This window comes from Actinomadura scrupuli, assembly GCF_050971785.1.
Lineage (GTDB): Bacteria > Actinomycetota > Actinomycetes > Streptosporangiales > Streptosporangiaceae > Actinomadura_E > Actinomadura_E scrupuli.
In genome coordinates this window covers 115,931-141,625 of sequence record NZ_JBPCCU010000011.1, presented here as the reverse complement: position 1 = coordinate 141,625, position 25,695 = coordinate 115,931, and the positions used below count along the sequence as shown (strand labels likewise).

At 71.3% G+C, this 25,695-nt stretch carries 26 protein-coding genes; 14 read left to right on the top strand and 12 right to left on the bottom strand.

Annotated elements, in window-relative coordinates; genetic code table 11:
- Positions 1 to 12: 12 nt before the first annotated feature.
- Positions 13 to 1,239, top strand: a complete 1,227-nt coding sequence (locus ACRYCC_RS36715) for an acyl-CoA dehydrogenase family protein (protein WP_433818662.1) — start codon at positions 13 to 15, stop codon at positions 1,237 to 1,239.
- On the top strand, positions 1,224 to 2,222 hold the full coding sequence (locus ACRYCC_RS36710) for an acyl-CoA dehydrogenase family protein (RefSeq protein ID WP_433818661.1): 999 nt from the start codon (positions 1,224 to 1,226) through the stop codon (positions 2,220 to 2,222). Before ACRYCC_RS36715 ends, ACRYCC_RS36710 begins: the two co-directional genes overlap by 16 nt.
- 12 nt (positions 2,223 to 2,234) lie before the next feature.
- Here the strand turns inward: ACRYCC_RS36710 and ACRYCC_RS36705 are convergent, their stop codons facing one another.
- Complete coding sequence (locus tag ACRYCC_RS36705) at positions 2,235 to 2,669, bottom strand: ATP-binding protein (protein ID WP_433818660.1); 435 nt, start codon at positions 2,667 to 2,669, stop codon at positions 2,235 to 2,237.
- Between the two features lie 166 nt (positions 2,670 to 2,835).
- On the opposite strand from ACRYCC_RS36705, the gene ACRYCC_RS36700 reads away from it, so the two are divergent.
- Positions 2,836 to 3,633, top strand: coding sequence for a helix-turn-helix domain-containing protein (locus tag ACRYCC_RS36700; RefSeq protein ID WP_433818659.1), 798 nt, complete (start codon positions 2,836 to 2,838; stop codon positions 3,631 to 3,633).
- Positions 3,624 to 3,809: a DUF397 domain-containing protein gene (locus ACRYCC_RS36695; RefSeq protein WP_433818658.1), complete on the top strand. Its 186-nt coding sequence runs from the start codon at positions 3,624 to 3,626 to the stop codon at positions 3,807 to 3,809. Before ACRYCC_RS36700 ends, ACRYCC_RS36695 begins: the two co-directional genes overlap by 10 nt.
- A gap of 2 nt (positions 3,810 to 3,811) precedes the next feature.
- Here the strand turns inward: ACRYCC_RS36695 and trxA are convergent, their stop codons facing one another.
- Both trxA and ACRYCC_RS36685 read right to left on the bottom strand, forming a co-directional pair.
- Complete coding sequence (gene trxA / locus ACRYCC_RS36690; RefSeq protein WP_433818657.1) at positions 3,812 to 4,126, bottom strand: thioredoxin; 315 nt, start codon at positions 4,124 to 4,126, stop codon at positions 3,812 to 3,814.
- On the bottom strand, positions 4,008 to 4,502 hold the full coding sequence (locus ACRYCC_RS36685) for a MerR family transcriptional regulator (protein ID WP_433818656.1): 495 nt from the start codon (positions 4,500 to 4,502) through the stop codon (positions 4,008 to 4,010). Before ACRYCC_RS36685 ends, trxA begins: the two co-directional genes overlap by 119 nt.
- A gap of 849 nt (positions 4,503 to 5,351) precedes the next feature.
- Between ACRYCC_RS36685 and ACRYCC_RS36680 the strand changes: the two genes are divergently transcribed.
- Complete coding sequence (locus ACRYCC_RS36680; protein ID WP_433818655.1) at positions 5,352 to 7,271, top strand: N-acyl-D-amino-acid deacylase family protein; 1,920 nt, start codon at positions 5,352 to 5,354, stop codon at positions 7,269 to 7,271.
- 28 nt (positions 7,272 to 7,299) lie between these two features.
- Positions 7,300 to 8,490, top strand: coding sequence for an acyl-CoA dehydrogenase family protein (locus ACRYCC_RS36675; protein ID WP_433818654.1), 1,191 nt, complete (start codon positions 7,300 to 7,302; stop codon positions 8,488 to 8,490).
- Here ACRYCC_RS36675 and ACRYCC_RS36670 read toward each other — a convergent pair.
- The 6 genes from ACRYCC_RS36670 to ACRYCC_RS36645 form a co-directional block, all read right to left on the bottom strand.
- Positions 8,453 to 10,123, bottom strand: a complete 1,671-nt coding sequence (locus ACRYCC_RS36670) for a class I adenylate-forming enzyme family protein (protein ID WP_433818653.1) — start codon at positions 10,121 to 10,123, stop codon at positions 8,453 to 8,455. The two genes, ACRYCC_RS36675 and ACRYCC_RS36670, sit on opposite strands and share 38 nt — an antisense overlap.
- A gap of 2 nt (positions 10,124 to 10,125) precedes the next feature.
- Entirely contained in the window at positions 10,126 to 10,902 is a 777-nt protein-coding gene (locus ACRYCC_RS36665) for a TetR family transcriptional regulator (protein WP_433818652.1), read from the bottom strand.
- An 84-nt stretch (positions 10,903 to 10,986) separates the two neighbouring features.
- Complete coding sequence (locus ACRYCC_RS36660) at positions 10,987 to 11,886, bottom strand: SDR family NAD(P)-dependent oxidoreductase (RefSeq protein ID WP_433818651.1); 900 nt, start codon at positions 11,884 to 11,886, stop codon at positions 10,987 to 10,989.
- Positions 11,883 to 13,106, bottom strand: a complete 1,224-nt coding sequence (locus ACRYCC_RS36655; protein WP_433818650.1) for an amidohydrolase family protein — start codon at positions 13,104 to 13,106, stop codon at positions 11,883 to 11,885. Before ACRYCC_RS36655 ends, ACRYCC_RS36660 begins: the two co-directional genes overlap by 4 nt.
- 60 nt (positions 13,107 to 13,166) lie before the next feature.
- Positions 13,167 to 13,916: an acetoacetate decarboxylase family protein gene (locus tag ACRYCC_RS36650; protein WP_433818649.1), complete on the bottom strand. Its 750-nt coding sequence runs from the start codon at positions 13,914 to 13,916 to the stop codon at positions 13,167 to 13,169.
- A complete protein-coding gene (locus tag ACRYCC_RS36645) occupies positions 13,913 to 15,100 on the bottom strand; it encodes a Rieske 2Fe-2S domain-containing protein (protein ID WP_433818648.1) in 1,188 nt (395 codons plus the stop codon). The genes ACRYCC_RS36650 and ACRYCC_RS36645 overlap by 4 nt, the downstream gene beginning before the upstream one ends.
- A 756-nt stretch (positions 15,101 to 15,856) precedes the next feature.
- On the opposite strand from ACRYCC_RS36645, the gene ACRYCC_RS36640 reads away from it, so the two are divergent.
- The 5 genes from ACRYCC_RS36640 (at position 15,857) to ACRYCC_RS36620 (ending at position 21,893) form a co-directional block, all read left to right on the top strand.
- Positions 15,857 to 17,083, top strand: a complete 1,227-nt coding sequence (locus ACRYCC_RS36640; protein ID WP_433818647.1) for an ROK family transcriptional regulator — start codon at positions 15,857 to 15,859, stop codon at positions 17,081 to 17,083.
- Positions 17,084 to 17,257: 174 nt separating this feature from the next.
- Positions 17,258 to 18,574, top strand: a complete 1,317-nt coding sequence (locus tag ACRYCC_RS36635; protein ID WP_433818646.1) for an ABC transporter substrate-binding protein — start codon at positions 17,258 to 17,260, stop codon at positions 18,572 to 18,574.
- Positions 18,575 to 18,584: 10 nt separating this feature from the next.
- Positions 18,585 to 19,580 carry a carbohydrate ABC transporter permease gene (locus ACRYCC_RS36630; RefSeq protein WP_433818645.1) on the top strand — a complete coding sequence of 332 codons (996 nt, stop codon included), beginning with the start codon at positions 18,585 to 18,587 and terminating at the stop codon, positions 19,578 to 19,580.
- Positions 19,573 to 20,436, top strand: a complete 864-nt coding sequence (locus ACRYCC_RS36625) for a carbohydrate ABC transporter permease (RefSeq protein ID WP_433818644.1) — start codon at positions 19,573 to 19,575, stop codon at positions 20,434 to 20,436. The genes ACRYCC_RS36630 and ACRYCC_RS36625 overlap by 8 nt, the downstream gene beginning before the upstream one ends.
- Positions 20,437 to 20,537: 101 nt before the next feature.
- Positions 20,538 to 21,893, top strand: coding sequence for a GH1 family beta-glucosidase (locus ACRYCC_RS36620; protein ID WP_433818643.1), 1,356 nt, complete (start codon positions 20,538 to 20,540; stop codon positions 21,891 to 21,893).
- A 44-nt stretch (positions 21,894 to 21,937) separates the two neighbouring features.
- On the opposite strand, the gene ACRYCC_RS36615 is transcribed toward ACRYCC_RS36620, so the two are convergent.
- Together ACRYCC_RS36615 and ACRYCC_RS36610 are read right to left on the bottom strand one after the other, a co-directional pair.
- Positions 21,938 to 22,426: a DUF3515 domain-containing protein gene (locus ACRYCC_RS36615; protein ID WP_433818642.1), complete on the bottom strand. Its 489-nt coding sequence runs from the start codon at positions 22,424 to 22,426 to the stop codon at positions 21,938 to 21,940.
- A 7-nt stretch (positions 22,427 to 22,433) separates the two neighbouring features.
- Positions 22,434 to 22,667 carry an Lrp/AsnC family transcriptional regulator gene (locus tag ACRYCC_RS36610; RefSeq protein ID WP_433818641.1) on the bottom strand — a complete coding sequence of 78 codons (234 nt, stop codon included), beginning with the start codon at positions 22,665 to 22,667 and terminating at the stop codon, positions 22,434 to 22,436.
- Between the two features lie 142 nt (positions 22,668 to 22,809).
- On the opposite strand from ACRYCC_RS36610, the gene ACRYCC_RS36605 reads away from it, so the two are divergent.
- The 3 genes from ACRYCC_RS36605 (at position 22,810) to thiD (ending at position 25,350) form a co-directional block, all read left to right on the top strand.
- The gene (locus tag ACRYCC_RS36605) at positions 22,810 to 23,709 is read left to right on the top strand and encodes a thiamine-phosphate kinase (protein ID WP_433818865.1); all 900 of its coding nucleotides are present in this window, start codon (positions 22,810 to 22,812) and stop codon (positions 23,707 to 23,709) included.
- A 92-nt stretch (positions 23,710 to 23,801) separates the two neighbouring features.
- On the top strand, positions 23,802 to 24,398 hold the full coding sequence (locus tag ACRYCC_RS36600; protein ID WP_433818640.1) for a cellulose binding domain-containing protein: 597 nt from the start codon (positions 23,802 to 23,804) through the stop codon (positions 24,396 to 24,398).
- Positions 24,399 to 24,465: 67 nt separating this feature from the next.
- The gene (gene thiD / locus ACRYCC_RS36595) at positions 24,466 to 25,350 is read left to right on the top strand and encodes a bifunctional hydroxymethylpyrimidine kinase/phosphomethylpyrimidine kinase (protein WP_433818639.1); all 885 of its coding nucleotides are present in this window, start codon (positions 24,466 to 24,468) and stop codon (positions 25,348 to 25,350) included.
- A 143-nt stretch (positions 25,351 to 25,493) separates the two neighbouring features.
- Here the strand turns inward: thiD and rpmB are convergent, their stop codons facing one another.
- Positions 25,494 to 25,688 (bottom strand): 50S ribosomal protein L28, encoded by a 195-nt coding sequence (rpmB, locus tag ACRYCC_RS36590; RefSeq protein ID WP_433818638.1) that lies wholly within the window; start codon positions 25,686 to 25,688, stop codon positions 25,494 to 25,496.
- Between the last annotated feature and the right edge of the window lie 7 nt (positions 25,689 to 25,695).

The window sequence follows — 25,695 nt, the reverse complement described above, 5'->3', positions numbered from 1 at the left end:
CCAGGAGCCACTGTGGACCTGCGCCTTACCGACCAAGAGCTCGCCTTCCGGGACCGGCTGCGGTCCTGGCTGGCCGGCGTCCTGCCCACCCTGCCGGCCAAGCCGGACCGCGACGACTGGCCCGCTCGGCGGCGTTACGACACGGCCTGGCAGCGCCTGCTGTACGACGCCGGATACGCCGGTGTGGACTGGCCCGCCGAGCACGGCGGGCTCGGGGCCTCACCGACCGAGCAGCTCATCTTCCTGGAGGAGACGGCCCGGGCCCGCGCGCCGTACGTCGGGGCCAACTTCGTCGGGCTGCTGCACGCCGGGCCGACGCTCGTCGTCGAGGGCACCGGCGAGCAGCGCGCCCGCCACCTGCCCCGGATCCTGCGCGGCGAGGAGGTGTGGTGCCAGGGCTTCTCCGAGCCGGACGCCGGCTCCGACCTGGCCGCCCTCCGCACGACCGCGGTACGCGACGGCGACGAGTACGTGGTCAACGGCCGCAAGGTGTGGACCTCGCACGCCGAGGTCGCCGACTACTGTGAGCTGCTCGTCCGCACCGACCCGGACGCTCCCAAGCACAAGGGGATCACCTGGCTGATCCTGCCGATGGGCACGCCCGGGGTACACGTCCGGCCGCTGCGCACCGCCGTCGGCAGCAGCGAGTTCAGCGAGCTGGTCCTCGACGACGTACGGGTGCCGGTGTCGGCCCGGGTGGGAGCCGAGAACGACGGCTGGCGGGTGGCCATGGTGACGTTCTCGTTCGAGCGGGGCACCGCCTTCATCGGCGATGTCATCGAGTCGCGCAACCTCCTCGCGGAGACCGCCGTCCTCGCCCGCTCCGTCGAACTGCCGGGCGGCGGAACGCTCTGGGACCACGACGCAGCGCTGCGCCGGGACGTGGGCCGGCTCAGCGCCGAGGTCAGCGGCCTGTGGTCGCTCATCCGCAAGAACGTGTCGGAGGCGTCGGCCGGTGTGATCCCGGTGCAGGGCGCGTCGGTGTTCAAGCTGCGCTTCACCGAGAGCCGCCAGCGCATCGCCGACCTGGCGTCGCACGTGCTCGGCCGTGCGTCGCTGTCGATGAGCGATCTGCCCGGTCCGGGCGGTGCGGGCGGTCTGGGCAACGGGCGGGTCGTGGAGGACCGGGTCAACACGCTGTCGTTCACGATCGCCGCGGGCACCTCGCAGATCCAGAAGAACATCCTCGCCGAACGCGCCCTCGGCCTGCCCAAGGAGCCCAGGTGGACCTCACGCTGAACGCTGACCAGCGCGACCTGCGGTCCGGTCTGCGCGGTTACCTCACCGACGTCTGGACGCCCGACCGGCTGCGGTCGGCCGCCGACGATCCCGCCCTCGACCGCAAGGCCTGGCGGGGCCTCGCCGAGATGGGGGTCTTCGGCCTGACGGTGCCCGAGTCCGGCGGCGGGATGGGCCTCGGCCTGGCCGACGCCGCCATCGTCTTCGAGGAGCTGGGCCGGGCCCTGGTGCCGGGCCCGCTGGTGGCCACCTTCCTGGCCGCCGGGCTGGTCCCCGATGCCGAGGACGGCGGTGCCGTCGTCACCATGCTGGACGCCGGGGAGCCGATCGCGATCGTCGAGCACCTGCCGTCGGCGACCCAGGTCGTGGTGGTCGCCGACGACGGCCTGTTCCTGCTGCCCGCGGACGGGCTCGCCGCCACCCCGACCGCGATCCCGCTCGACCCGCTGACCCCGGTGTCCCAGGTCATGGCCGCGCCGGAGGCGTACGCCGGAGCGGAGCGCGTCGGCTCGGCCGGCGACGCCGTCCGCTGGCGGCTGTGCGGTGCCGCGCTCACCGCGGCCCTCCAGGTGGGAGTGGCCCAGGGTGGTCTCGACCTGGCCGTCCGGTACGCGAAGGAGCGCACGCAGTTCGACCGGCCGATCGGGTCGTTCCAGGCGGTCAAGCACCTGCTGGCCGAGTCGCTGGTACGCGTCGATCTCGCACGGGCTGCGGTGCTGGTGGCGGCGCTGACGATCGACGACCCACGGGCCGGGGACCCGGAGGAGGCGGTCTCGGCGGCGAAGATCCTGGCCGACGACGCGGCGACCGCGGGCGGCCGTACCTGCGTGCAGGTGCACGGCGGGATGGGCTTCACCTGGGAGGTCCTGGCCCATCTGTACCTGAAGCGGGCCTGGCTGCTGGAGACCTGCTTCGGCCGGTCCGACGAGCACGCCATGCGCCTGGCCACGATTCTGGCCCGCGACACCGGGGAACCGGGCTGAGGAACAGTCCTTTCACCTCGTCATGTCCAGCGGCCAGTCGCTCTTGAGCGTGAACCACACCGCCTTTCCGAACGGCGTGAGGTAATGCCCGCAGGCATCGGTGACCTCTGACACCAGAATCAGTCCCCGACCGGACTCGGCCGTCTCCGGGGGGTACCTGAGCCGGGGTTCCTCGCGCGAGGCATCGTGCACTTCCACGGCGAGCATGCCGTCAGAACGGGCGACGATGACGGTGACCGTGCTGCCCGGCATTCCCGCGGCATGGACCAGGGCGTTGGTCACCAGTTCAGAGACCGCCAGCCGGGCCGCGTAGACGGTCTCGCTGGAAAGACCCCAGCTGCGGCCGACCGTCTCCACAAGATCACGAGCGGCCTTCGGGGAAGTGCCCAGAAGAGGCAGGCGTGCCATCCCGAGCCGTACGCCGTTCCGGCGCTCCTGATCCGTCACTGGAATCACCTCTCACCGCTTTTCTTTCTGGTCCGGCCTCCATTCAAGAGCGCGAAAACTACGCTCAGCGACAAGTCCACTACGTTCGTGGAAACGCATCCGAGCCGTTCGGCGGGCACTTGTTCGTGCGTGCCGGGGCTTGGGAACTGCTTGCGAAGGATGCGACATGGCACGCAAGCCCTATCGGACGGCCGAGCCCGCCAGCCCGACGCTCCTGGCGTTCGGCAATCAGGTGCGCCATTACCGGGACAAGATCGGTCTCAGCCAGGATCGGCTCGGCGAACGGTTCCCTGTCAGCGGCTCGTACATCGGGCTGGTTGAGACCGGCAAGACCCGGTGCACCGAGGAGTTCGGGGCGAGGCTGGACGAGGAGCTCGGGGCGCAGGGCGCGCTCTGCCGGCTGTGGGGTGACCTCGTGCAGCACGTGGCCTACCCGATCTGGTTCGACTGGCCGGCGGTCGAGCGCGAGGCTGTGCACCTGGAGTCATTCCATCTCTCCGTGGTGGACGGGCTGGCCCAGACCAGGGAGTACGCCGCCGCGCTGCTCGACGGCGAGGCCGTGGAGGCGAGGATGGCCCGGCAGGCCATCCTGACCAGGGAGGACCGGACGCCTCCGGTCCTCAACATCCTGCTCGACGAGAGCGTGCTGCACCGGCGGGTGGGCGATGCCAAGACGATGCGGGAGCAACTGGAGCATCTCATCGCCCTGGCGTCGCGGCGGCTGACGGTCCAGATCGTCCCGTCCGAGGTGCACGACGGGCTGTCGGGCTCGTTCATCCTCGCGACGATGGAGGACCGCAGCGAGGTAGCGTATGTGGAGACGGCCCTGCGCGGCATGACCATGGGCGGCCGGGCCGATGTCACCAGGCTCTCCCAATCGCTGGCCTCCCTCCGGGCCAACGCCCTCTCCGTACGGCACTCCCACGACCTGATCCGCAGAACGGTGGACGAGAGATGGACCTGAGCGGCGCGCTGTGGCGCAAGGCGACTCGCAGCACCAACAACGGCGGTGCTTGTGTGGAGGTCGCGGGCCTCCCGGGCGGCGTCGCCGTACGGGACTCGAAGAACCCGTACGGCCCCGTGCTGCTCTTCCGCCGCGACGCCTTCCGCGCGTTCGCCGACCGGGTGAAGCGGCCCTGACCTCAGAAGTGGCCGTCCAGGTCGGCCAGGAGCAGGCGCTTGGGCTTGGCTCCCCTGATCTGCTGAACGACCTCGCCGTTCCGGAAGAGGTTGAGGGTCGGGAAGCCCATCACGCCGTACCGCCGTACGATCTCCGGGTGCTCGTCGCCGTTGATCGTGGCGATCGTGAGGCGGTCGCCGTACTCCTGCTCGATCTGCTCAAGCACCGGTGCGATCATCTTGCACGGCGGGCACCACTCCGCCCAGAAGTCGACCAGTACCGGCTTGTCGCCGCGGAGTACCTGCTCGTCGAAGTTCTCGGTGGTCAGCGTGATCATTTCTTCTCTCCAGGGACAGGACGCAGCCGGGACAGGCCCGCGCCAGCTGATCGGCCACTTCGGCTCTTCGCCTGATCAGGGTGCGGATCTCGGTGTCGATCTCGGCGAGCCTGCGCTGGTAGACGGCGACCGACTCCGGGCAGGAGTCTCCCGCCTCGTTGCCCGCCCGCAGGCAGTCCACGAACGGCCGGGCGTCCTCCAGCGTGAAGCCCGCCGCAAGCAGCGAACGGATCTGCGCGACCAGCGGGAGATCGGACTCCTCGTACTGCCGGTAGCCGTTGGCCGCACGCCGCGCCGGCAGCAACCCCTGCTGTTCGTAGTAGCGCAACGTGCGCGTGCTCACCCCGGCGCGCTCGGCCAGCTCCCCGATCCGCATCCGCCCTCCCTGATCTGCAGCCGTCAGCGACCGTACGCCTTGACACCGGCGTCAATGTCAAGCGGCCGACCGCCCGCTTTCATCCCGTACGGCTCCGATTCAGCCCACACGGCTCGGAGTCTTCGCCGCAGCTATCTGAGGGGCGCCAGGGGCCAGGCCTCGGCAACGGTGACATGCATCTGTTCTCCTGCCGGGACGGAGCGGGGCACGGCGGGGCGGGGCGGGGCGGGCATGCACGTTCATCAAACGCTTTGCCGTGACCACTGCTACGCGGCCAGGGGGTCTGGGGCGGGCAGGCCTTTGCCGTGACCACTGCTACGCGGCCAGGGGGTCTATGGCGGCCAGGCCATTTGCCGTGACCACTGATACGCGGCCACGGGGTCTGTGGCGGGCAGACCTTTTGCCGTGACCACCGCTACGCGGCTTAGGGGCGGAGCGGCTGGGCGGGCTGGTTGCCGTGAACACGGATGCGCGGCTTTGGGGTTTCTGGCTGGGCAGGTTGCTTGCCGTGACCACCGCTACGCGGCCTCTGGTCGGCAGGCCGCGTGGGGATGGTCAGGGCAAAGCAACGCGCAGAGCTCTCCTCCGCCGGACCACTCCTGCGCCGAAACCGGGTACGAGGCGTCCGTCCCGACTTCGCCGTGGCCCCTGCCCTCCAAGCCCATGCCGCCCGGGTCCATGTCGCCCAGACCCATGCTGCCCAGGCCCGTGGCGCTCAGGCCCATGCTGCTCAGGCTTGTGTCGCTCAGGCCCGTGTCGCTCAGGCTCGGAGCCGAAGCGGAGGAGCCGGCCACTGGCACGCATGGTTTGTATAAAGTATTCTCTTGGTCAAGGGCTGCGGTGACATCTATGACCGCGGTCGAGGAGGGTTGTTCGGGACCCGCCGTCGGTACGGCGCCGACCGGGATGGTGATCCGGTGCGACGCGCTCCGGCGCGAAGGAACCCCGGGCAGGCCGGACGGCTCCTGCGAGGCATGGATGTACGACCTGAAGATCGTCGGCGGCACCGTGGTGGACGGGACGGGCGCGGCCCCGTACCGGGCGGACATCGGGATCAGGGACGGCGTCATCGCGGCGGTCCGCCGGCAGGAGGGCCCTGGCACCGAGAACCCCGGCTCCGCGGGTTCCGGGAGCGCCGACGGCGTCGAGGCGGCGGAGACGATCGATGCCACGGGGCTGCTGGTCACCCCGGGCTTCGTGGACATCCACTCGCACTACGACGGCCAGGTCACCTGGGACACCGCGCTCGACCCGTCGGCCTCGCACGGCGTGACCACCGTCGTGGCCGGCAACTGCGGGGTCGGTTTCGCCCCCGTACGGCCCGGCCGGGAGGACTGGCTGATCGGCCTGATGGAGGGCGTCGAGGACATCCCGGGCTCGGCGCTCGCCGAGGGGATCGACTGGAGCTGGGAGTCCTTCCCGCAGTACCTCGACGCAGTGGACGGCCGCGGCCTGGCCGTCGACTTCGGCGTCCAGATCGCGCACGGCCCGGTCCGGGCGTACGTGATGGGCGACCGCGGGGCCCGCAACGAGCCGGCCACTCCCGAGGACATCGAGGCCATGGCGCGGATCGTCAAGGAGGGGGTCCAGGCCGGAGCGCTCGGGTTCTCCACCTCGCGCACCATCGTGCACCGGGCGATCGACGGCGAACCCGTCCCGGGCACCTACGCCACCGAAGAGGAGCTGTTCGCCCTCGGCAGGGCCGCCGCCTCGGCCGGGCGGGCGGTGTTCGAGCTCTCCCCCATGGGCACCGCCGGAGAGGACATCCTCGCTCCGCACAAGGAGATCGCCTGGATGCGGCGGCTCGCCGCCGAGACCGGCATGCCGGTCTCGTTCTCGCTGCTGCAGGTCGACGCGGCGCCCACCCTGTGGCAGGAGATGCTCGCCGAGTCGCTGCGCGCCCACGAGGACGGTGCTCCGATCTATCCGCAGGTGGCGGCCCGGCCGTTCGGCATGATCGTCGGATTCACCGGCCGGCACGCCTTCACGATGCGGCCGACCTACGAGGCGCTGGCCGCCCGGCTGAGCCGCGAGGAACTGCTCGCCGAGCTCGCCGACCCGGGCGTACGGGCCGCGATCCTCGCCGAGCAGGACCGGCCGGCCCGGCCCGGTGTGCTCGACGACGACATCGCGGTCGGCCAGCAGTTCCTGCTCGACCGGACCTACCCCCTCGACGACCCGCCCGACTACGAGCCGACGCCGGACCGGTCGGTGGCCGCGCTGGCCGCGGCCGAGGGCGCCGACCCGATGCACAAGCTCTACGACCTGATGCTGGAGAACGACGGGCGCCGGATGCTGATGGTGCCCATCTTCGGCTTCAGCGACCACGACCACGACGCGCTGTACGAGATGCTCCGGCACCCCGCCGCGGTCATCGGGCTGGCCGACGGCGGCGCGCACGTCGCGATGGTGTGCGACGCGTCGATGCCCACCTACCTGCTGACACACTGGGCGCGGGACCGCAGCCGGGGCGCCACGCTGCCGCTGGAGTACGTGGTCCGGAAGCAGACCATGGACACCGCGAACCTGTACGGCCTGACCGACCGGGGCGTCGTCGCGACGGGCAAGAAGGCCGATCTCAACGTCATCGACTTCGACGCCCTGCGCCTGCGGGTGCCGCGGATGGCGCACGACCTGCCCGCGGGCGGCAGCCGCCTGCTGCAGGACGCCGACGGCTACGTGGCTACGATCGTGAGTGGCGCCGTCACCCGACGCGACGGAAAGGACACCGGGGCCCGGCCTGGCCGGCTGCTCCGCGGTGCCCGTTAGCGGTCCAGACCGTACGAGGGAGGATCAGATGAGTCGCCTGGCACGGACCGAGGGCCTGACCGAGACGCAGCGGGAGATCCTCAGTGCCGTTCGCGATTTCGTCGACCGGGAGATCCTGCCCGTCGCCACGGAACTGGAGCACACCGACACCTATCCGCAGGAGATCGTCGAAGGGCTCAGGAAGCTGGGCGTCTTCGGGCTGATGATCCCCGAAGAGCACGGTGGGCTCGGCGAGTCGCTGCTGACGTACGCCCTGGTCGTGGAGGAGCTGTCCCGGGGCTGGATGAGCGTCTCGGGCATCATCAACACCCACTTCATCGTGGCGTACCTGGTGCGCCGGCACGGCACGGACGAGCAGCGGGCACGCCTGTTGCCCCGGCTGGCCACCGGCGAGCTGCGCGGTGCCTTCTCCATGTCCGAACCGGGCTGCGGCTCGGACGTCGCCGCCATCCGGACCCGCGCCCGGCGCGACGGGGACTCCTACGTCATCGACGGTCAGAAGATGTGGCTGACCAACGGCGGCTCGGCGAACCTGGTCGCGGTGCTCTGCCGTACCGACGAGGGCGCCGACTCGGTCTACCGCAACATGACGACGTTCCTGGTCGAGAAGGAGCCCGGCTTCGGCGAGGTCGCCCCCGGCCTCACCGTGCCCGGCAAGATCGACAAGATGGGGTACAAGGGCGTCGACACCACCGAGCTGCTCTTCGACTCCTACCGGCTGCCGGCCGACCGGGTCCTCGGCGGCGAGCCCGGCAAGGGCTTCTACCAGATGATGGACGGCATCGAGGTCGGCCGGGTCAACGTCGCCGCCCGTGGCAGCGGGGTGGCGCGGCGGGCGTTCGAGCTGGCCATCGCGTACGCCCAGCAGCGTGAGACCTTCGGCAAGCCCATCGCCGAGCACCAGGCCGTGCAGTTCCGGCTGGCCGACATGGCCACGAAGGTCGAGGCTGCACACCAGATGGTGGTGATGGCCGCCCGGCGCAAGGACTCCGGGGAGCGCAACGACCTCGAGGCCGGGATGGCCAAGTACCTCGCCAGCGAGTACTGCAAGGAGGTCGTCGAGGACTCCTTCCGTATCCACGGCGGGTACGGCTACTCCAAGGAGTATGAGATCGAGCGGCTCTACCGGGAGGCCCCGATGCTGCTGATCGGTGAGGGCACCGCCGACATCCAAAAGATGATCATTGGGCGCCGGCTGCTGGAGGAGTACCGGCTCTGAGCCGCGGTCCGGGCGGCTGCGAGCGGGGCCGGTCCGCTCGCGGGCCACGGGCGGCGGTCTCCGCGGCGATCGCGCGCAGCCGCGCCACGTCGACCTTGTAGGTGGCGTTGACCGGCAGGTCGTCCAGGAACACCACGAGGTCGGGCACCTTGTAGTCGGCGATCCGCTCCCGGCACCAGGCCCGCAGGTCCTCGGCCGTGACGGCGGCGCCGCCCACGGGATCCGTGCCGGGCGCCGCCGGCACCCCGGCCCGTACGTCGGCCGACGCGTCGGTAAGTACGTCGGCCGGTGCGTCGGCAGGTACGACGAAGGCGACCCCGATCTCGCCGATCACCGGTGCGGGCGTGCCCACCACGGTGGCCCGGCTCACCCGCGGATGGGCCAGCAGCGCGGCCTCCACCTCCGACGGGTGGACGTTGTAGCCGCCCCGGATGTAGGCGTCGTCGGCCCGGCCCACGATGGTGAGGTTGCCCGCGGCGTCGAGCGAGCCGAGGTCGCTGGTCACCAGCCAGCCGTCCGGCCGCAGGGTCTGGGCCGTACGCTCCGGGTCCCGCCAGTAGCCGCGCATCACGCCCCGCGAGCGCAGGAAGAGGCGCCCGGTCTCGCCGGCCTCCAGCCGGTCGCCCGCCGCGGAGCGGATCTCGGCCTGGACGTCGCCCAGCGGGCGGCCCACCGTCGTCGCGACCGTCTCGGCCGGGTCGGCGATGCCGGTGCCGAAGGCCAGCGGCAGCTCGGTGCTGGCATAGCGGACCACGACGGGGCAGCCGAGCCGCTCGCGCATCGCGGTCACGAGGGAGGCCGGCACCCGGCTCGCCCCGGTGGCGACCAGCCGCAGGCACGACAGGTCGGCGTCGGCGAGCCCGTCGAGCGCGATGAGCTTCTCCCACTGGGTCGGCACGCCCTGGCCGACCGTCACGCGCTCGCGGACCAGCACCTCCAGCATGCTCTCCGCGGACCAGACGGCGGGGGTGAGGACGAGCGCCGACCGGTGGATCAGCTGGTCGTAGACCCTGGTCAGGTAGCCCGCGTGCGCGAACGGCACCGGCATCAGCTTGCGGTCGTACGGTGCGCTGAGCGGGCCGAGGTTCTGCGCCATGAAGGCCAGCGACTCGTGGTCGAACCACGCGCCCTTGGGCAGGCCGGTGGTGCCGGTCGTCCAGACGATGACGGCCGGCGCACCGGGCGGCGGGGCGGCGAACCCGTCGACGGACGGGGTCGCGCCCGGCTCGCCGATGAGCCGCCCCGGCGTGCGGACCGGCACGTCCGTGCCCGGCGGCACCTGCCCGGGCGTGTCGGTGACGATCACGGCGGGCCGCGCGCGGGCGATGATGTGCCCGATCTCGGTGGGACCCAGCCGGGGGTTGACCCCCGACACCACCGCGCCGAGCCGGAGCGCGCCCAGGCAGCAGGTGGCGAAGCCGGTGCCGGAGGGCAGCAGCAGCGCGACGACGTCGCCGCTGCCGACCCCCAGGTCGGCCAGACCGCTCGCGGCCAGCGCGGAGGCGTGCCACCAGTCGCCGAAGGTCTGCACCTGCCCGTCCTCCACCAGGGCCGGGAGGCCGGGCTCGGTGTCGAGGACGGCGGCGAACAGCTCCGCGGGCGTCCCGGGTCCGTACGCGGGACGGCTCGGCACGCTCACTCACCGCCCTCGGCGGCGGGTCGCTCACCGCTGACCGCGCGCAGGAGCCCGGCGAGGTGCTCCCAGGAGTCACCCCGCCGTACGGCGATGCCGGCGAGCACCGTGCAGATCCGGTCGGCGAACGGCGGCGAGGTCAGCGAGCCGGAGCCGCCGAGCAGCCTGCCCAGATGGGGGAGCTCGTCGCCGCGCCGGGCCAGCAGCCGCCGCAGCTCGACGTCCAGGGGCCGGTCGTCCTGGTGGGCCTTCCGCTCCCGGATCTCGGCGATCGCGGCTCCCAGTGCGCACTCCGAGACCAGGTCGTAGGCCTCCAGCGCGGCCTGCTCGGTGAACCCCTGCCGGACGCACAGGGCGATCGCCGCCTCGACGTGGTCGGCCAGGACCTCGGCGCCGAAAGCCCCGTCGATGTACTGCTTGAGGAGTTCCGGGTCGCCCGCGAACGCCCTGCGGGTGTAGTCGGCCCACTCGTAGAACCACACCGCCCAGTGCTGGCCGTGGTCGATCGGCAGCGTCATGCGCAGCGCCGACTGCTCCGCGGCGAGGCGGAGCAGGTCGTCCCGCCCGCTGACGTAGTGGTAGAGACCGGGCACGCTGACCCCGAGCCGTTCCGCCACGGACCGCATCGTGAGGTCCTCGAACGGTATCTCCCCGGCCGCCCGGGCGATCGCCCCCCGGTCGATGCGAGGGGGCCGGCCGAGCCTGCGGCCCCGCCCCTCGGCGGGGCCGCCCGGACGGCCGGGCGTGGCGCGGGGCTGCGCACTTCGGCCTTCGGTCACGGCTCTCCTCGCCGGTGCCGCTCGCTCGGTACCGGCTCGCTCGCTCGGGTCAGGTCAGATCGGGTCACGTCAGGTCAGGTCAGGTCAGGTCAGGATGCCATGGGTGTCGGACACGGTCGGGTACCGGCCCTTCGCGAGCCGGTCGGCCCGCTCGTGCAGGGTGGCGACGGCCTCCTCCAGGCCCAGGGAGATGCAGTACGTCCCCGCGCGGATGCCGTCGAGCACGGTCCGGGCCAGCTCGTCCAGCGGCTGCACCGGCAGTTCCCGGCCCTGCTCGGCCGCCATCGTGACGAGCTGGGCGACCGTGATGGCGGGCGTCGTGCGGGGCCGCTCCCGGGCGAGCCCCGCCGGGCGGTTGCGCTCGGCGGTCCACAGGCCGGTGTCGAGCAGCCCGCCGCCCGGCAGGAACAGCGAGACCCCGAGCGGGGCGCCGTCCTGCGCGAGCTGGGCGGCGAGGCACTCGGTGAGGGTGGAGACGGCCGCCTTGCTGGCGGCGTAGACCGACGCGCCCGGCATCGGGTTGATCGCGCCGTCGCCGGAGGAGGTGTTCACCACATGACCAGGCTCGCCGCCCGCGAGCATGCGCGGCACGAAGGCCTGCACGCCGTGCGCCACCCCGAGCACGTTCACGCCGTGCACCCAGCGCCAGTCGTTGGGCGTGGTCTCCCATACCTTGGCGGCGGGCGCTCCCACCCCGGCGTTGTTGACCAGCACGTGCACGGCGCCGAACCGCTCGTACACGGTGGCGGCGAGCGCCTCGACCGAGGCGGGGTCGGTGACGTCGGTGACGACCCCGCAGACCTCGGCGCCGGTGGCCTCGGCCAGTTCCCCGGCCGTGCGGGCCAGCCGCTCCCGCTCGATGTCGGCGAGCACGACGCGGGAGCCCTCCCGGGCGAACTCGGCGCCGAGGGCGCGGCCGATGCCCGACGCGCCCCCGGTGACGACGACGACGCGGCCGGCGAAGTCGGTGATCGGCCCGCTCATGAGGCGCCGTCCGCCGCGGTGCCGTGGATGTCGGCCGGCGTCGGCCCGACCCGCTCCACATGCGGGGCCAGGGCCGTGAGGTCGAAGCCGTAGACCTGCGCCGCCGTGAGGCCGAGGATGCGCCGGACGTCCTCCTGCGGCACGTCGCGGAAGCGGTCGGTCAGCCAGGTGCGAGTATGCGGCCAGGTGCCCTCGGGATGCGGGTAGTCACTGCCCCACATGAGGTTGCCCACGCCGATCTGGTGCCGCCGCTCGACCTCGACGTCGCCCATGACCGAGGCGGCCATCCAGCAGTTGCGGTCGAAGTACTCGCTGGGCCGCATCGTCAGGCCGGACCGGAAGACGGCCGGGCCAAACTTGCGGGTGGCGTGGTCGCCCTCCCACTTGGAGTCCATCCGGCTGATGATGTCCGGAGTCCACCAGGCGCCGTTCTCGGCGATGACGTACTTCAGCGCCGGATGCCGCTCGAACACCCCGCCCAGGATGAGCGCCCACAGCGGGCGGGCCGCCCACCAGTACGCCTCCGTGGCGTAGATGGCGATGAGGCCCGGAGTGTAGCCGTAGTCGTCCTCGTCCGGGCCGACCCCCGAATGGGTGTGCACCGGCAGGCCGGTCGCGGCGGCGGCCGCCCACACCGGGTCGTACACCGGGTCGTTGTAGGAGGGCAGCCGGCCCCACTTGGTGGGGATCATGATGCCGCCGCGCAGCTCGTGGTCCGCGGCCCATTCGATCATCGCCACCGCGGCGGTCACGTCGTGCATCGGCACCAGCGCCACCCCGGCCCGCCGCTCGGGGCTGTCCTGGCAGAACTCGGTGAGCCAGCGGTTGTGCGCCCAGGCCCCGGCCAAAGTCATCTCGGGATCGTCGTCGCCGGTGGAGCCGAGACCGGCGGAGAACGGGGTCTTGGCCACCCCGCCGACGCCGGCGGAGTCGGCGTCCGGGAAGACCACCTCCGCGGCCACGCCGTCGTGGTCCATCTCCTTGTTGCGCACGACCGGGTCCCAGGCACCGCGCATGCCGCCGTGCTCGCCGATCTCGGAGTCCCACTCCGCGAGGAACTTCAGGTGCTCGTCGTTCTCGGCGAGCTGCCGCATCGCCTCGGCCTCGGCCTGTGCCTGGTCGAACGCCTCGTGGTACTTGGCCTCGATGTACTCGCGGTACCGCTCGGCGGGCAGCCCCGCGTGGCTGTCGGTGGAGATCAGCGTGTATCTGTCGCTCATATGAGCCTCCCGGTGTGGATCGGACGCAGGGGTGATGGCGGGTGGGTACGAGAACCGGGATCAGCGGTAGCGCGCGCCGGCGTACGGGGCGAAGGCCACCGGGTCGACCGGCCCGACCACCTGGGGGGAGTTCTCGCTGGACCGCCGCACCCACTGGACGGACACCGTCTCCCGCACGGGCAGATCGACGACGGGGCAGCCGGGCAGGTCGCGCAGCACGAGCTTGCCCTCGATCCGCTCGACCGACTCGGGCTTGCGGATCTGTTCCAGCCGTACGAGCAGCGGATCCCCGTCGAAGCCGCTGCCGTCGACGGAGGGCAGGAACTTGTACCAGAACTGCCGGGCGGGGTACGGCTCCGGGGTCGGCAGGGTCCCGGTGACGTAACCGGAGATCTCGATGAAGGTCACCCCCTGCCGGGTGATGCGGCCCTCCACCCGGTCACCGGTACGGGAGAGTTCGATGTCGGCGAGCTTCTTCGGCTCGCCGAACCGCTCCCGGCTGATGGCGATGGCCGATTCCAGGTCGATGGGGATGAGCAACGGGTACTCGCCGGGCTCGCCGTCGAGCATCGCGTCGACCGCGAAGTAGCCGACGAGTTCCTTGTGGCGGTACTCGCCGAAGGTCAGGTCGATGTCGGTGATGCGCACGTGCACCTTCGGCTCGGCCGGCGGTGCGAGCGGCGGCGGCAGCACCTCGGCCAGCGCCTCGGGGTCGGTCAGGTAGACCACCTCGAGTGCGGGCAGCACCGGTACGGAGGTGGTCAGCCCGGCTTCGGCCGTCGGTTCCTGGACCCAGCGGGTTCTGCTCATGAGTCTCTCCTCGGGGTCGTGCCTGCGCCGGGGCCGGACCCGGACCTGGACCTGGACCCGGACCCGGGCTCGGGGGCGGGCTTTCCGGGCAGGGAGTAGAACTGGCGGGACCAGCGGCGGTGCTCGCCGATGTCCTTCTCCATCGCGCGCAGCAGGGGCCGGTCGCGGTAGATCTTGTTCTCCCAGATGGGGATGTCCTGGCTGACGCCGGCGCAGAAGGCCTCCGCCGCGTTCTCGGTGGCGTCCTCGCCCAGCGAGCGGGGTGAGGTGAAGATCCACCGGACGTGGACGTTGCCGGTGTCGATCGGCGTCGTGCTGGACACGAAGGTCGTCCAGCCCTTCAGCCGCAGGACCCCCAGCCCCAGCCCGAACCCCTCGCGGACGAAGTCGCCGCCGGCCCCGACGGCCTTCTTGTAGGGGCCGTCGACGAAGAACTCCTCCTCCGGGATGGCGTCGGTGCCGTGGACGTACTTGAAGTGGGCCCGGTCGACGTTGTTCTCGGCCATCTCCTGGCAGCACGTGGCGATCTGGAAGTCCTTCACCACGATCGGCGACCAGTCCGGGTCGTGGAACTCGGGGACCTCCGGGACGTCGTAGAAGGGCGGCTCGCCCTCCAGGTGGTGCCAGGCCCAGACCATGTGGTTGCGCTCGATCGTGGGGTACGAGCGGACCGCCGCGCGCTGCGGAAGGTACTCGTGCTCGTCGTAGGGGACGTCCACGCACCGGCCGCTGCCGCCGTCGAAGCTCCAGCCGTGGAAGGGACAGCGCAGGCACGCGTCCTCGACCTGGCCGCCGACGGCGAGGTGCGCGCCGAGGTGCGGGCAGTAGGCGTCGAGCACGAAGGGCCGGCCGTCGCTGCTGCGGAACAGCACCAGGTCCCGGTCGAAGTAGAACAGCGGCCGGACCTCGCCCGGTCGCAGGTCCGCCGCCGCCGCGACGATGAACCAGCCATTGGGGATCGGGAACGGGAAGCGGCCTTCGGGGTGACGGGCGACCCGGGGCCGCCGGGACGGGTCGAAGAGCAGCGCGGGGTCCCGCGGCATCGGCAGTCCCGGCAGGGTCCGCCCGGCCCCCGTGACCTGACCGCCCGCCTGCCCGTATCCCTGCCCGTACTGCCGGCCGTCGTCCTGCCCGGCCTGGTCCGATGGCATGGCGCGCGGTTCGCCGAGCTCCGAGGTGGTCACCGCAACCTCCATTGTCATGCGTATTTTCAAAAGTCATTCCAAAATGACAGCCGTGAGCGGGGTGGTCAAGGGCCGGGGTACCGGGACGGATCGCGAGGGTCCTCAGCGCCACCCGGGCCGGAGGCCGGTGCTGAGGAGGCTCATGCGGCAGGCGCTCACCAATGGCGCTCACCAATGGCGCTCACCAATGCGCAAAGTGGCCGGCGTAGAACATCAACCCTTGTCAAAAGACGCGAGGACGCGGGCGCACTAGCCTGTCACCCCAGGCACCGAACCACTTTCACCTGACTCCGTGTCAACCGAACGCACGTTTCCTTCAGGTGCCGGTGAATCTGCCGACCATGGAGTCAGCCCGTCCGGCTAAGGAATGACCGTGGTGGATCGATCCTCGCGCGCTGTCGGCGGTCGCAAGCGACCACGGGCCGCCGGGAAGCGGAAGACGGTGCCCCGAGTCCCGGATCGCGCGCGTTCCCGGGATGCCGGAGACCTGCGCCTGCCCGGCTACGCCCGCTACACGTTCGCCAGCGAATCCGCGGTGAGGGCCGGATGACCGGACCCGGCGGCCCCGGGCGGGGACGGGGCCGCCGGGTGGCACGAGGGCGGCGCAGGCCCCGGAGCGGCGCCGGGCCATCGGCTTGGGACACGGCTTATTTCATGGCGTGATCTAATCCGTTCGCAGTGGTCACGTCAAGGGCCGGGGCCGGAACTTGCTGATCTACTTGTTATAAGATGTGAACCACGCGAAGGGTGGACGTGATGGAGCGCAAGCGGGGGACCGTCCGGGACCTGCGCCGGGACAACCGGTCCGTGCTGCTGTGGTCGCTCTACTTCGACCAACCGCGCAGCCGCCAGGATCTGAGCCAGGCCACCGGGCTGAGCCCGGCATCGGTCAGCAACGTCATCCGTGAGCTGATCGACGAGGGCATCGTCATCGAGGCGGGGTCGGTCGACTCCGACGGCGGGCGGCCGCGGGTCCTGCTGCGGATGAACTCCGCCTACGGGTACGTCGTCGGGGTCGATGTCGGTGAGACGCGCGTGCGCGTGGAGCTGTTCGACCTGACCATGACCGAGCTCGCCAAGGCCGACTACCCGCTGGACCCCAGGGAGCACGGCGTCGAGGTGGTCGTCGACCGGATCCTGGCCGGCCTCGCCGCGGTGCTGACCGGCGGCGGCGTCGATCCGTCGGCCATCCTCGGCGTCGGCATCGGGGTTCCCGGCGTGGTCGAGCAGGGGCCGGAGGTGCTCGTCCACGGGCAGACCTACGGCTGGGACGCGGTCCCGCTGGAACGGCTGCTGCGGGCCGGCACCGACCTGCCGCTGTACATCGACAACGGCGCCAAGACGATGGGCCAGGCGGAGCTGTGGTTCGGTGCGGGCCGGGGCGCCCAGCACGCGGTGGTCGGCCTGATCGGGTCCGGGGTGGGCGCGAGCATCATCAGTCACGGCTCGACCCACCGGGGCTCCACGTCCAGCGCGGGAGAGTGGGGGCACACCACCCTCGTGGTCGGCGGGCGTCCCTGCCGGTGCGGCTCGTCGGGCTGCCTCGAGGCGTACGTCGGCGCCGAGGGGATCCTGGAGCGCTACGGCCGGGAGCTGCCGGGCAACGACCAGGAGTCGGCGCTCGCCGCCCTGATCCAGGAGGCCGCCACCTCCGCGGTGGCCGCCGAGGTGCTGGACCAGACGATCCTCTACCTCGGCGCCGGCATCGCCGACCTGGTCAACCTGTTCAACCCGGAGCGGATCATCCTGGGCGGCTGGGCGGGGCTGCTGCTCGGTGAGGGAAGGCTTCCGGAGATCCGGGAGGCCGCCCGCAGGCAGTCGCTGCGGCATCCCTTCGCCGCGACCTCGATCGAGCTGTGCAGGCTCGGCCCCGACGCCGTCGCCCTCGGCGCGGCCACCCTCCCGGTCGAGCACTTCCTCAACGGCGGCACCGCGCCCGCCGCCGAGCGGCACCGCGCCGCCAGGAGCCGTACGGCGCGCTGAACGCGCCGAAGGCCGGCCATGCTTCCAGGGTTCCCGGCGACCCGGGAGCCCTAGGGCCATCGGCCGAACTGACCCCTCACCAGGCCTTGACGCGGACTTGTCCCATAGCTTAAACCATTACTTAAATTTAGTCGGGGGCCATGCTGTTCCACCCCCAGAGAGAGGCCACCGATCATGTTCTCGACCCGTACCACGGCCACTGCGGCCGTCGCCGCCACAGTCCTCGCCGTCCTCGCGGGCTGTGGCGGGGGCACCTCGACGGGCGGCGGAGGTGGCGACGGCCATCCCAAGACGCTCACGTACTGGGCGAGCAACCAGGGCACCAGCCTGGACGACGACAAGGCCAAGCTCACCCCGGAGCTGCAGAAGTTCGAGCAGCAGACCGGCATCAAGGTGAAGCTGGAAGTCGTCCCCTGGACCGACCTGCTCAACCGGATCCTCGCCGCCACCTCCACCGGCCAGGGCCCGGACGTGCTCAACATCGGCAACACCTGGTCGGCGTCGCTGCAGGCCACCGGGGCCCTGCTGCCCTTCGACGACAAGAACTTCACGCAGATCGGCGGCAAGGACCGGTTCGTGGAGTCCACGCTCGGCTCGACCGGGGCGCCGGGCAAGACGCCCACCGCCGTCCCGCTCTACTCGCTGGCGTACGGCCTCTACTACAACAAGAAGATGTTCAAGGACGCCGGCATCACCAAACCGCCGGCCACCTGGGACGAGCTGGTCCAGGTCGGTAAGAAGCTCACCACCGGCGGCAAGTACGGCCTGGCCATCGAGGGTGCCAACAACTCCGAGAACGCCCACCACGCGTTCGTCTTCGCCAAGCAGCACGGCGCCGACTTCTTCGACGCCGGCGGCAAGCCGACCTTCGACTCGCCGGAGGTCGTCGAGGCCATCAAGCAGTACGTCGGCTTCATGGCCAGCGACAAGATCGCCGCTCCCGGCAACGCGGAGTACGTGCAGAACGAGTCCGTCAGCGACCTGGCCAAGGGCAAGGCGGCCATGCTGCTCTGGCAGGCGGCCGGCGTCCAGCTCAAGGCACGTGGCATGAAGGCCGAGGACTACGGCGTCGCCCCGGTGCCCGTCCAGTCCGGCGTCCCCGGTCAGGGGCGCAACGTCAACTCGATGGTCGCCGGCATCAACATGGCGGTCTTCAAGAACTCCGGCAACCTCGACGGCGCCCTGAAGTTCGTGAAGTTCATGACCAGCGACGCCGAGCAGAAGACGCTGAACACCGCCTACGGCTCGATCCCCCCGATCAAGTCGGCGCTGCAGGACCCGGCGTTCGCCACCCCCGAGCTCACCGTGCTGCGCGACGCCCTGGCCAAGAGTGCCGCCCCGCTCCCGCAGGTGGCCAAGGAGTCGCAGTTCGAGGAGCTGGTCGGCACGGCGATGAAGGAGCTCTTCGCCGACGCGGCCGCCGGCCGCCCGGTGACCGCCGAGACCGTCCAGAAGCGACTCGCCAAGGCACAGCAGCAGATGCAGGCCTGAGGCGGCCCGTATGACCGCCACTCTCCGTCGTCACACGCCCCGGGCCGCGAAGGTGCCCGGCCCGGGGCGCGCCCCGAAGCGGCGCCTGCGCATCCCCGACCGCGTCCGCAAGGGCGGCCTGCCCTATCTGTTCCTGCTGCCCGCGCTGCTGCTGGAACTGCTCATCCATCTGGTGCCGATGCTCGTCGGCGTCGTGATGAGCTTCAAGGAGCTGACGCAGTTCTACATCCGCGACTGGGGCGCGGCCCCCTGGGTGGGCCTGCACAACTTCCGGGTCGCCGTCGACGTCAACACGCCGATCGGCCAGGCGCTGCTGCACTCGTTCCTGGTCACCTGCGCCTTCACCGTGCTGGCGGTCGCCCTGTCCTGGCTGCTGGGCACCGCGGCGGCGATCCTCATGCAGGACGCCTTCCGCGGCCGTGCCCTGCTGCGCGGCATCTTCCTGACGCCGTACGCGCTGCCTGTCTACGCCTCGGTGATCGTCTGGTCCTTCATGTTCCAGCACGACAACGGCATGGTGAACCACGTCCTGCACGACCAGCTGGGCGTCACCGGCAAGCCGTCCTTCTGGCTCATCGGCGACAACAGCTTCGTCACCATCGTGGTGGTCTCGGTCTGGCGCACCTGGCCGTTCGCGTTCCTGTGCGTCATGGCCGGGCTGCAGAACATCCCGCGCGAGATGTACGAGGCGTCGGCGATCGACGGAGCCGGCATCTGGCAGCAGATCCGCCGCATCACCCTGCCGTCGCTGCGCTCGATCAACCAAGTGCTGGTCCTGGTGCTGTTCCTGTGGACCTTCAACGACTTCAACGTGCCGTACGTGCTGTTCGGCAAGTCCGCGCCGGAGGCCGCGGACCTCATCTCCATCCACATCTACCAGTCGTCGTTCGTCACCTGGAACTTCGGCTCCGGCTCGGCCATGTCGGTGCTGCTGCTGCTCTTCCTGCTGCTGGTGACGGCCGGCTATCTGCTGGTGACCTCCCGCCGCAGGAGCAGCGATGTCTAAGCCCCGCCGGTCGCCGACCGCCCCGCCGCGGTCCTTCGTCTGGACCCGCCGGATCGTGCTGACCCTGCTGGCCCTCTTCGCGCTGCTGCCCGTCTACGTGATGGCCAGCAGCTCGCTCAAGCCGCTCGAGGACGTCTCGGGCACCTTCCGCTGGATCCCCGACCGGCTCACCCTCAGCCCGTACGTCGACATGTGGCGCACCGTCCCGCTCGGCCGCTACTTCGTCAACTCGGTGATCGTCGCCACGGCGGCGACGGGGCTGTCGGTGGCAGTGGCGATCTTCGCCGCGTACGCGGTCAGCCGCTACCGGTTCCGGGGCAGGCGGCTGTTCACCGTCACGGTGCTGTCCACCCAGATGTTCCCGGGGATCCTCTTCCTGCTGCCGCTGTTCCTGATCTTCGTCAACATCGGCAACGTGACCGGGATCGCCCTGTACGGATCGCGCGGCGGACTGATCCTCACCTACCTCACCTTCTCGCTGCCGTTCTCCATCTGGATGCTGGTGGGCTACTTCGACTCCATCCCCCAGGGGCTCGACGAGGCGGCGCTCGTGGACGGGTGCGGACCGATCGGCGCGCTGTTCCGCATCGTCGTGCCCGCCTCGCTGCCCGGCATCGTCGCGGTGGCCATCTACGCCTTCATGACCGCGTGGAGCGAGGTGCTGTTCGCCTCGGTGATGACCAACGACGCCACCCGCACCCTCGCCGTGGGGCTGCGGGGCTACTCCACCCAGTACGACGTCTACTGGAACCAGATCATGGCCGCCTCGCTGGTCGTCAGCGTGCCTGTGGTCGCCGGGTTCCTGCTCCTCCAGCGCTATCTCGTCGCCGGCCTCACCGCCGGGGCCGTCAAATGAGCGGCCGGACCCCCGCACCGGCCGCACCCTCACAAGCCGCACCCTCACAAGCCGCACCCTCACAAGCCTCTCCCTCACAAGCCTCACCAGAAAGGCAGCCCGTGAACGACTTCAGCTTCCTCCCCGACGACTTCGTATGGGGCGCGGCCACGTCCGCGTACCAGATCGAGGGCGCGGTCGCCGAAGACGGACGGTCGCCGTCCATCTGGGACACCTTCTCGCACACCCCGGGAAAGATCGACGATGGGGACCACGGCGACGTCGCCTGCGACCACTACCACCGCTGGCCGGAGGACATCGAGCTGCTGAAGCGCCTGGGCGTGGACGCCTACCGCTTCTCCGTCGCCTGGCCGCGCGTGGTCCCCGGTGGCGAGGGGCCCGTCAACCCGGCGGGCCTGGCCTTCTACGACCGGCTCGTCGACGCCCTTCTCGAGGCGGGGATCACCCCGTACCCGACCCTCTACCACTGGGACCTGCCGCAGGTGCTGCAGGACCGCGGCGGCTGGGCCGTCCGGGACACCGCCGAGCACTTCGCCGCGTACACCGCGCACGTGGCGGAGGCCCTCGGCGACCGGGTCACCCAGTGGACCACCCTCAACGAGCCGCTGTGCGCCGCCTGGATCGGGCACCTGGAGGGCCGGCACGCACCGGGCCTGACCGACATCGCGACGGCCGTGCCCGCCGGCTACCACCTGCTGCTCGGCCACGGCCTGGCGACGCAGGCACTCCGGGCGGCCGTGCCCGGCGCCTCGATCGGCATCGTCAACAACCTCACCGCGTGCGAACCGGCCAGCGACAGTCCCGCCGACGTCGCCGCGGCCCGGCGCATGGACGGTCACGGCGTCCGCTGGTGGCTCGACCCGATCCACGGCCGCGGCTTCCCCCAGGACATGATCGACGTCTACGGGGTGGACCTGCCGGAGCGCCCCGGCGACCTGGCCGTGATGGCCGCGCCGCTGGACTGGCAGGGCCTCAACTACTACTTCCCGACCGTCGTCGCCGACGACCCGGCCGCCCCGCCGCCCTTCGTGCGCGAGATCGAGCAGCCGGGAGTGCGGCGTACGGCGCTGGACTGGGAGGTGCGCCCGGAGGGCCTGGAACGGCTGCTGATGCGGCTGACCGAGGACTACGGCGCGCGGCGGATCCACGTCACCGAGAACGGCTCGGCCTGGCACGACGTCGTCGGCCCCGACGGGCAGATCGACGACCCGGACCGGACCCGTTACTTCCAGGAGCACCTGGCGGCCTGCGGCCGGGCGATCCGCCGGGGCGCCCCGGTGGCCGGGTACTTCGCCTGGTCGCTGCTCGACAACTTCGAGTGGGCCAACGGCTACGACAAGCGGTTCGGGCTCGTCTACGTCGACTACGCCACGCAGCGGCGGACCATCAAGGGCAGCGGCCACTACTACGCCGACACCATCGGCTCGCACCGGCGCCGCAGCCGCGGAGCGGCGTAGGCGGGCTCACCGGGTGAATCGCCGTGAGCCGCCGGGGGAAGGGGTCACAGCTCGCCGTCGGCCTTCTCCGGGAGGGCGGCCTTGATGGCGGCGGTCAGTTCGAGCAGGACGTCGCCGGGCGGGCTGTGCTCGGTGTACTTCGCCGGGATCGTCACCTCGACGTAGGCCTGCCGGCCGACGGCGGTGAAGGTGACGGGCCGGTCCGCGGGCTCCTCGAACCACGAGATCCCGTTCACCGTGACCAGCTGCGAGGCCGGCCGCAACGCCGCGGGCCGGCTCACCCCGCAGCGCAGCGCGATCGCGGGGGACCCCCAGGCCGCCACCAGCCGCGACCTGGGGCTGGTGGTGCGCTCCGTCTGCCCGTGCAGCCTGTGCGGCGGCCGCAGGCCCGCGCAGAGCCGGGCGGCCGCCGGGTCGGGGCTGGGCACCGGCACCTGGACCGTTCCGGCGGCGCAGCCCGTGAGCACGCCCGCCGAGAGCAGGCACCCCATGAGCAGCAGGACAGGCCGGAAGATCAGGGTGAGGCGGCGCAAGGCATCCTCAGATGTGCACGATCGGGCAGGTGAGCGTACGAGTGATCCCTTCGACGGCCTGGATCTGCGCGACGACGAGCTTGCCCAGCTCGTCCACGCTGCGCGCCTGGGCCCGGACGATGACGTCGTAGGGGCCCGTCACGTCCTCCGCCTGTGTCACGCCGGAGATGCCGTCGATCTCGCGGGCCACTTCGGCTGCCTTGCCGACCTCGGTCTGGATGAGGATGTAGGCCTGCACCATCACGTCCTCCCCGTCTGCTCTGTCAAGGTGGAGAAATGCGGTTGGACGGCCACCGTACCCTCTATCACGCAGCAGGGGGGAGTCAGGGGGCCTCTTTAATGATCTGTGATATTTCCGGAGGTCCACCATCAAAATCGAAGATCTGGGCGAGTTCGGCCTTATCGCCCGCATAACCAGGCGTCTTACGCAGGGTGCGGGGGTGGAGTTGGGGCCCGGCGACGACGCGGCGGTGGTGCGCGCCCCCGACGGCCGGGTCGTCGCGACCTCGGATCTTCTCGTCCAGGAGGAGCACTTCCGGCTGGACTGGTCCGCCGGGTACGACGTCGGGCGGAAGGCCGCCGCGCAGAACCTGGCGGACGTCGCGGCGATGGGAGCCCGGCCGACCGGGCTGCTGGTGGGCCTCGGCCTGCCCCCCGGGACCGAGGTCTCCTGGGTCGAGGAGCTCTACGACGGGCTGCGCGACGAGTGCGATGTGGCCGGCGCCTCCGTGGTCGGTGGCGACGTCGTCCGCGCGCCGGTGGTCGTCATCGCGGTCACCGCGCTGGGCGATCTGGCGGGGGAGCGGCCACTGACGCGGTCCGGCGCCCGCCCTGGGGACGTCGTGGCCGTCCGCGGCCGCCTCGGCTTCGCCGCCGCCGGGCTCGCCCTGCTGACGGCCGGCGCGGAGGGCCCGGCGGAGCTGATCGCGGCGCATCGCCGTCCGCGGCCGCCGTACGACGCCGGTCCGGAGGCCGTACGGCTCGGCGCCACGGCGTTGCTGGACGTGAGCGACGGCCTGGTGCAGGACCTGGGTCACATCGCGGAGGCCAGTGGCGTACGGATCGAACTGGACGCGGCGGCCCTTCCGGTGCCGGCGGTGCTGGGCCCGGACGGCCGCCACCACGTCCTGACCGGCGGAGAAGATCACGCAATCGCTGGAACGTTCCCCGCGGACGTGCCGCTTCCCGGCCGCTGGCGGGTGATCGGGTGGGTCGCCGAGGGGGAGGGCGTGACCGTCGACGGCGTTTTGTACGGCCGTGGTGGCTGGGATCATTTTGCATAGAAAACCTGGTGGTTCAGGGTCTTTGTGTTCTCTGTCCGGTAGGCATAACTGGTGTGGTTTTGGTAGAACTTCCTGGACCATGAGGAAACGGGATGGGACGACACACCAAGCTGATGGAAGATTTCATGGGCGCTGACGCCCCCGTCGAGCAGCCCCAGAAGACCCGCGGCGCGCGCTGGATCGGCAGGGTGCCCCTGCTGCCGGTGCTCGCCCTGGTGGTCGCCATCGCACTGGTGGGCTACGCGTGGACCACGAAGCAGATCTCGCTGAACTTCGCCGGTGCCGCGCCTCCTCAGGCCGGCAATTGTGAGACCGCCCCGTGTGCCGCCTCCGCGGAGCAGGGCCGCGCGACCGCGCGGGCCGGCCGGGGCACCGGCCGCCAGACCACGGTGGCCGTCAGCGTCCGGGTCACCGGCCGCACGGCGAGCGGGTTCACCGGCACCGCCACCCTGCTCAACCGGGGCGCCAAGCCGGTCAAGGGCTGGACGCTGGCCCTGCGCTTCGCGAACGCCAAGGTGATCGGCGCCTCGGGGGCCGTCCTGCTGCGGCCGATCGGCCCGGTGGCCACCCTCCGCGCCACCTCGGTGATCGCCCCCGGCCAGGCGGTGCATCTGGTGCTCACCGCCAGCGGCCGGTTCAGCACCCCCACGTCCTGCCGCCTCAGCGGAGCCCTCTGCCGCGTCGCCTGACCCCGGCCCCGGAAACCCCGGCTGGGGGTACGGGTGGGCGCGTCGGTGCGGCACTAGGCTGATCTCCATGGTCGCTCCCCCTCTCGTACTGACGATCGCGGGCTCCGACTCCGGCGGTGGCGCCGGGATCCAGGCGGACCTCAAGACGATGCTCGCCCTCGGCGTGCACGGCATGAGCGTGATCGCCGCTGTGACGGCCCAGAACTCGCTGGGGGTCCAGGGCTACTGGGAACTGCCTCCCGAGGCCGTACGGGCGCAACTGGACTCCGTACTGACCGATATCGGTACGCATGCCGTCAAGACCGGCATGCTCGCCTCCACCGTTCTGGTGGAGACCGTGGCCGAGGTGCTCGCCGGGGTGAACGTGCCCGTCGTCGTCGATCCCGTCGGGGTGTCCAAGCACGGCGACCCGCTGCTGGCCGCGGAGGCGGTGAGCGCGGTGCGCACCGCGCTGCTGCCCACCGCGACCGTCGTCACGCCGAACCTCTGGGAGGTCGAGCAGCTCACCGGGGTGAAGGTGGTCGAGGAGTCGGGGCTGCGCGAGGCGGCCGAGGCGGTCAAGGCGCTGGGCCCGGGCTGGGTGCTGGTCAAGGGCGGCCACCTGCCGGGCGAGCCGGTGGACCTGCTGTTCGACGGTACGACCGAGTATCGCTTCGCCGGGACCCGGCACGACAACCTGCACACCCACGGCACCGGATGCACCCTGGCCTCGGCGATCGCGTCGTACCTCGCCCTCGCGGCGGCCGAGCGCGGCGAGCAGGGTGAGCGGCGTGAGCAGGGCGAGCGTGGCGGGCCGGGTCAGCGCGGCGGGCCGGGGGAGACCTCAGCCGCGGACCTGGTGGACGCGGTGCGCAAGGCCAAGGAGTTCGTCAGCGGCGCGATCGAGCACGGCTTCGCGCTCGGCTCCGGCATCGGCCCGGTCGACCACGCCTGGCGGCTGCGGCGGTCCTGAGGGCGGTCGCCCGGAGGGTCCCAGGACACGGCCGGTCCGCCGGGCGGGCCGGAGACGAGGACGCGGGCCGCGAGCGGGCATGCGAAAGGCCAGTGCGCGCACAAGCGAGGCTTGCGAGCACACTGGCCCTGAGGACCACCGCGTCAGGCTACGGGGCGCTTGACCTTGCCGGCCTTGATGCAGGAGGTGCAGGCGTTGATCCGCTTGGTGGTGCGGCCGACGACCGCCCGAACACGCTGGATGTTCGGGTTCCAGCGGCGCGGGGTGCGGCGGTGCGAGTGGGAGACGCGCATGCCGAACCCGGGTCCCTTGCCGCACACGTCGCAAACGGAAGCCACGGGAAAC